Origin of the sequence: Mycobacterium angelicum (genome assembly GCF_002086155.1) — a bacterium.
GTDB classification, from domain to species: domain Bacteria; phylum Actinomycetota; class Actinomycetes; order Mycobacteriales; family Mycobacteriaceae; genus Mycobacterium; species Mycobacterium angelicum.
In genome coordinates this window covers 1-5,308 of record NZ_MVHE01000134.1, presented here as the reverse complement: position 1 = coordinate 5,308, position 5,308 = coordinate 1, and the positions used below count along the sequence as shown (strand labels likewise).

Annotated in this window: 3 protein-coding genes and 2 pseudogenes; all 5 read right to left on the bottom strand. The window is 71.3% G+C overall.

Features of this window, described 5'->3' with window-relative positions; all coding sequences use genetic code 11:
- A pseudogene (locus BST12_RS33900) lies at positions 1–257 on the bottom strand (PE family protein); the annotation flags it as partial.
- 78 nt (positions 258–335) lie between these two features.
- Positions 336–530: pseudogene (locus BST12_RS33895) on the bottom strand (PE family protein); the annotation flags it as partial.
- A 153-nt stretch (positions 531–683) separates the two neighbouring features.
- Positions 684–2,222 (bottom strand): PE family protein, encoded by a 1,539-nt coding sequence (locus tag BST12_RS28320; RefSeq protein ID WP_083116481.1) that lies wholly within the window; start codon positions 2,220–2,222, stop codon positions 684–686.
- Positions 2,223–2,354: 132 nt separating this feature from the next.
- Positions 2,355–3,644: a pyridoxal phosphate-dependent aminotransferase gene (locus BST12_RS28315; protein ID WP_083116480.1), complete on the bottom strand. Its 1,290-nt coding sequence runs from the start codon at positions 3,642–3,644 to the stop codon at positions 2,355–2,357.
- A gap of 36 nt (positions 3,645–3,680) precedes the next feature.
- Positions 3,681–5,297 carry a PE family protein gene (locus BST12_RS33035; RefSeq protein ID WP_425437427.1) on the bottom strand — a complete coding sequence of 539 codons (1,617 nt, stop codon included), beginning with the start codon at positions 5,295–5,297 and terminating at the stop codon, positions 3,681–3,683.
- Between the last annotated feature and the right edge of the window lie 11 nt (positions 5,298–5,308).

The window sequence follows — 5,308 nt, the reverse complement described above, 5'->3', positions numbered from 1 at the left end:
GCCCCGCCGCCACCGCCGACCCCGGTCGATGAGGCGCCGCCGGCGCCGCCGGCGCCGCCGTTGCCGAACAGGATTCCACCGGCCCCGCCGTTGCCGCCGGCTAGACCGGGTCCACCGGATCCGCCGGCCCCGCCGTTACCGAACAAAAGCCCGCCGTCTCCGCCGTTTATCCCCGTCCCCGGGCCCCCGTTGGCGCCGTTGCCGATCAGCGGGCGCCCTAACAGCGCCTGGGTGGGTGCATTGACGAGGTCGAGCAGCGGCTGCAGTGGGGACGCGGCGGCGGCCTCCGCACTGGCATAGGCGTTCGCGCCAGCGGTCAAGGCGGCCTCGAACTTGGTTTGGAACGCGGCGGCCTGGGCGCTCAACACTTGATACGCCTGGCCATGCGCTTGAAATAGGGCCGCGATGGCCGCCGACACCTCGTCGGCGCCCGCCGCCAGCACCCCCATTGTCGGGGCCGCTGCGGCGGCATTGGCCGCGCTGAGTGTCGAACCAACGTTCGCCAGATCTGTTGCCGCTGCGGCCACCATCTCCGGTGCCACCACCACGTACGTCATCGCTGCACTCCCACCGGCTCATCATCGACTCAGGGATTAGAGCGTCGCGCAGCAATGCTTTGAGCAGCTAGGGCATTTCGCCTCTACTCGGATGCGCCTTAAGACAGGTTCCGGCAGTCGCGCAGGCTAGAGACCGGGCTGTCCGGGCTCGCCCAACAGTAGTCCGCCCCCGCCCGGGTTACCTGGATTACCGAACAGGGCGTCGCCGGCATTGCCGCCGTTGCCGCCGTTTCCGATCAACTGTGCGTCGCCGCCGTTACCGCCGGTGCCGGAGCCGATGCCGTTCGGGCCGGGCATCCCGACGCTGCCACCGCTACCACCGTTGCCGATCAGACCGGCCTTGCCGCCATTGCCGCCATTGCCGCCCTCGCCGGTGGCACCCGCGGCCACGAAACCGGCCCCGCCGGTGCCGCCGATCCCACCGTTACCGATCAGAGCGCCACCGGCCCCGCCGGCGCCGCCGGTACCGCCCGTGGCGATGGCACCCAGGGTGTCGGCGTAGCCGACCCCACCGGTGCCGCCCGCCCCGCCGAGGCCGAATAGGCCGGCAGCGCCGCCATTGCCGCCGGCGCCCCCGGTGGCAGTGTCGATATTGGTAAGAACGTTGGCTTCACCGCCGGTGCCACCGGCACCGCCGGAGCCGGAGATAAGGCCGCCGCGGCCGCCGTCGCCGCCAGCTCCGCCTTGACTGACGGAGCTGGTCCCGCCAGTGCCGCCCGCGCCGCCAGTGCCGAACAGCCCGGCCTGGCCGCCGTTGCCACCAGCTCCCGCGGCGTCGCCCAATGAATCTCCGCCTGCGCCGCCCGCGCCGGCAGTGCCGCCGAATAACCCGGCGTTGCCGCCGTCACCGCCGGCCCCACCGACCAGCACACCGCCGAGTCCGCCGGCGCCGCCGGCGCCACCGTTGCCGAAGAGGACGCCGCCGGCGCCGCCTTGTCCGCCGTTACCGCCGCCGACGAGCAGCCCGGCGTTCCCCAGACCGCCGGCGCCACCGGCGCCGCCATTGCCCACCAGCCCGGCATGGCCTCCGCTGCCGCCATTGCCGCCGTTCGCGAAGCCTGCCCCACCGGCGCCTCCGGCCCCTCCGGCGCCATACAGCAGCCCACCGGTCCCGCCGCTGCCGCCGTTTGCGCCGTTGTTGAGTCCATTGCTTCCGCCCGCGCCGCCCGCGCCCCCAGTGCCGAACAGTCCCGCGGCCCCGCCGTTACCGCCCTGTTGGGCGAGCCCTCCGGATCCGCCGTTACCGCCGTCGCCGATCAGCCAGCCGCCCGGCCCGCCCGCTAAGCCCGAGCCAGGCAAGCCGTTCGCGCCGTTTCCGATCAAGGGACGTCCGGTCAGCAATACGCTGAGGCTGTTCAGGGGGTCCAGGACAATGCTTTGCGCGGTGGCCGCTTCTGCGCTCGCATATAAGCCGGCGTTACCGCTCAACGCCTGCACAAACTGTGCGTGGAATGCCTCGGCCCGAGCGCTGAGCGCCTGGTAGGACTGGCCATGGAGACCGAACAGTGCGGCAATTGCCGCCGACACCTCGTCGGTACCGGCCGCAAGTACCGCCGTTGTCTGGGTCGCCGCGGCGGAGTTGGCCGCACTGAACATCGACCCAACTTGGGCGAGGTCGGACGCGGCCGCTGCCACTACGTCTGGTGCAACGAGAAGAAACGACATGTAACCCTCCCGACGGGTCATGGCGAATGCGTGGCGCCGACGCGGATCGGCGTTTATCTGACTAGCGCGGATCGTATGGTGAACCCGGCCGGTTTCGGTCGGCTTTGGCGAAACTGAGCGCTTTTGTTACGTCTATTGCCGATAGCTGACCAGGAAGTTGCCCAGCCGTTCGATGGCGGCTGCGAGATCGCGGGCCCACGGCAACGTGACCAGGCGCAGGTGATCCGGTGCCGGCCAATTGAATCCGGTGCCCTGGGTAACCAAGATCTTCTCCTGCAGCAGTAGATCGAGGACGAGTTGTTCGTCGTCGGCGATGTCGTAGATCTCGGGATCCAACCGCGGAAACGCGTACAGCGCGCCTTCGGGCTTCACGCAGGACACGCCGGGAATCTCGTTGAGCTTCGTCCACGCGACGTCACGCTGCTCGAGCAGCCTGCCGCCGGGAAGCACCAAGTCCTCGATGCTCTGGTGGCCGCCGAGTGCGACCTGAATTGCGTGCTGCGCCGGGACATTTGGGCACAGGCGCATGTTGGCGAGCAGGTTGATTCCCTCGATGAAGCTGCCGGCGTGGTCCTTGGGTCCGGTGATCGCCAGCCATCCGGCTCGGTAACCGGCGACGCGGTAGGCCTTCGATAGCCCATTGAACGTGAGACACAACATATCTGGGGCCAGCGATGCCACGTTGATGTGCTCGGCGTCGTCGTAGAGGATCTTGTCGTAGATCTCGTCGGCGAGCAGCAGGAGTTGATGCTCGCGAGCCAAATCGACCATCTGGCTTAGTATTTCGCGGCTGTACACCGCACCGGTCGGGTTGTTCGGATTGATTACGACCAGCGCCTTGGTGCGCTCGGTGATCTTGGATTCCAGGTCGGCGATATCGGGCTGCCAGCCCTGCGTCTCGTCACACAGATAGTGCACGGGGGTTCCGCCGGCCAGCGAGGTCGATGCCGTCCACAACGGGTAATCCGGCGCGGGGATCAAGACTTGATCGCCGTTGTCCAGCAGCGCTTGCAGGGTCATGGTGATCAGTTCGGAGACGCCGTTGCCCAGATAGACGTCGTCGACATCGAAACGCGGGAAGCTGGGCACCAGTTCATAGCGGGTGACCACCGCACGACGGGCCGGCAGAATTCCCTGCGAATCCGAGTAGCCCTGCGCGTAGGGGAGCGCCTGGATCATGTCGCGCATGATCACGTCCGGAGCCTCGAAGCCGAACGGCGCCGGGTTACCGATATTCAGCTTGAGGATGCGGTGTCCCTCGGCCTCCAACCGCGCGGCGTGCTGGTGCACCGGGCCGCGGATTTCATACAGGACGTCCTGAAGCTTGGACGACTGCGCGAAGGTCCGCTGCCGGTGATGGCCGGAGGCATGCACGGGCACCTGGTGAGTAGTCACGCCCACTATGGTGCCATCGCTGTCCACCGAAATTTGCTGGCAGGTGTTAAATCGAGACGTCGACTAGGGCGTCAGCCCGTTCTTTCCGCGTACGCCGGCCACGCTCCCGCCGTTGCCGCCGTCGCCCGGGGTTCCGTTGCCGTTCTGGCTCACGCCGGCGTTGCCGCCATTGCCACCGTTGCCGATCAGCCGCGCGTCGCCGCCGTCACCGCCGTTACCGCCCAAGCCGACGTGCGCGCCCGGCTCTAGGGACCCGCCGGCGCCGCCGGTGCCACCGGCCCCCCCGTTGCCGAGGAGCAAGCCACCGTCGCCGCCGTTTCCGCCGTTACCGCCGTCATATCCCGTCGACTGGCCGGCACCGCCGGCCCCGCCGTTCCCGAAGAGCAAGGCGGCATTACCGCCGTTACCGCCGTTGCCGCCGTTGTTGAAGTTGAGGCCGCCGCCGGCGCCGCCGGCCCCGCCATTGCCGGAGAACAGGCCGCCACTGCCGCCAGCCCCGCCGTTACCACCCGCCGCGCCGGCGGAACCGCCGTTACCACCCGCGCCGCCGTTGCCGGAGAACAGGCCGCCGCTGCCGCCGGCCCCGCCGTCACCGCCGACGGTGAAGGGGGGGAATAGGCCCGGCCCGGTGGAAGCGGCCGCGCCGCCGGCGCCGCCAGCGCCGCCGGCGCCGTACAGTCCACCCCAGCCGCCTTGGCCGCCGGCCCCGGCATGAACGCTGGACGCCGTTCCGTTCCCGGCGGCGTACCCACCGGCCCCACCGGCACCGCCGGTGGGGCCGAACAGGCCGGTGCCACCGGTCCCGCCATTGCCGCCGGGCCCGGTACCCTGCGCGTTGCCGCCTGCGCCAGCCGCACCGCCGTCGAACAGCCCAAAGCCTCCGGCCCCACCGGTACCGCCGGCGCCGGCGCCGCCCGCGTTTCCGCCCAGACCGCCGACACCGCCGTTGATCAGCCCAAAGCCACCGGCTCCGCCGTTGCCGCCGGACCCGCCGAACCCGCCGGCACCGCCGGCGCCACCGACGAGTGACAGACCACTGAACCCGCCCGCACCGCCGTTGCCACCTTGTGTCCCGCCGGCCGCGCCGTTTCCGCCGGCGCCGCCGCCGCCGAATGACCCGCCAGGCCCGAGGCCGCCGAGCAACCCGCCGCCCCCGCCGGCACCGCCGTTGCCGCCGACCCCAGCGGGGGCGTAACCGCCGGCCCCGCCGGCTCCGCCGACGCCCCATAGCCCCGCGGCTCCGCCGTGGCCGCCGTTGCCGCCGTCGCCGCTCGTGGTGGATCCGGCGATCCCGCCGGCACCGCCGTCGCCGATCAGGCCGCCGCTGCCGCCGGCGCCACCGTCCCCGCTGTTGGTAGTGCCCGTCCCGCCTGCTCCACCGATTCCGCCGGTGCCGAATATCCCGCCGGTCCCGCCGTGGCCGCCGGCGCCGCCGGCCCCGCTGGAGCCGTCGCCGCCGATGCCGCCGGCACCGCCGGCGTTGAGGTTGATCCCGGTTGTGCCGCCCAAGGCGAACAACTCGGCGTTGCCGCCGCTGCCGCCGGCTCCGCCGATGGCGCCCGCCCCGCCCTGTCCGCCGGCGCCGCCGGCAACGAACAGTCCAGGGCCGCCGGCCCCGCCGGCCCCGCCGACGCCGGAGCTGCCGCCGCCGTCTCCGCCGATGCCCGCGGTGTTGAACAGCCCGGCGGCTC

Excerpts from the sequence above, each read along its gene's own strand:
- BST12_RS28320 (WP_083116481.1), bottom strand. The coding sequence starts at position 2,222 with ATGTCGTTTCTTCTCGTTGCACCAGACGTAGTGGCAGCGGCCGCGTCC.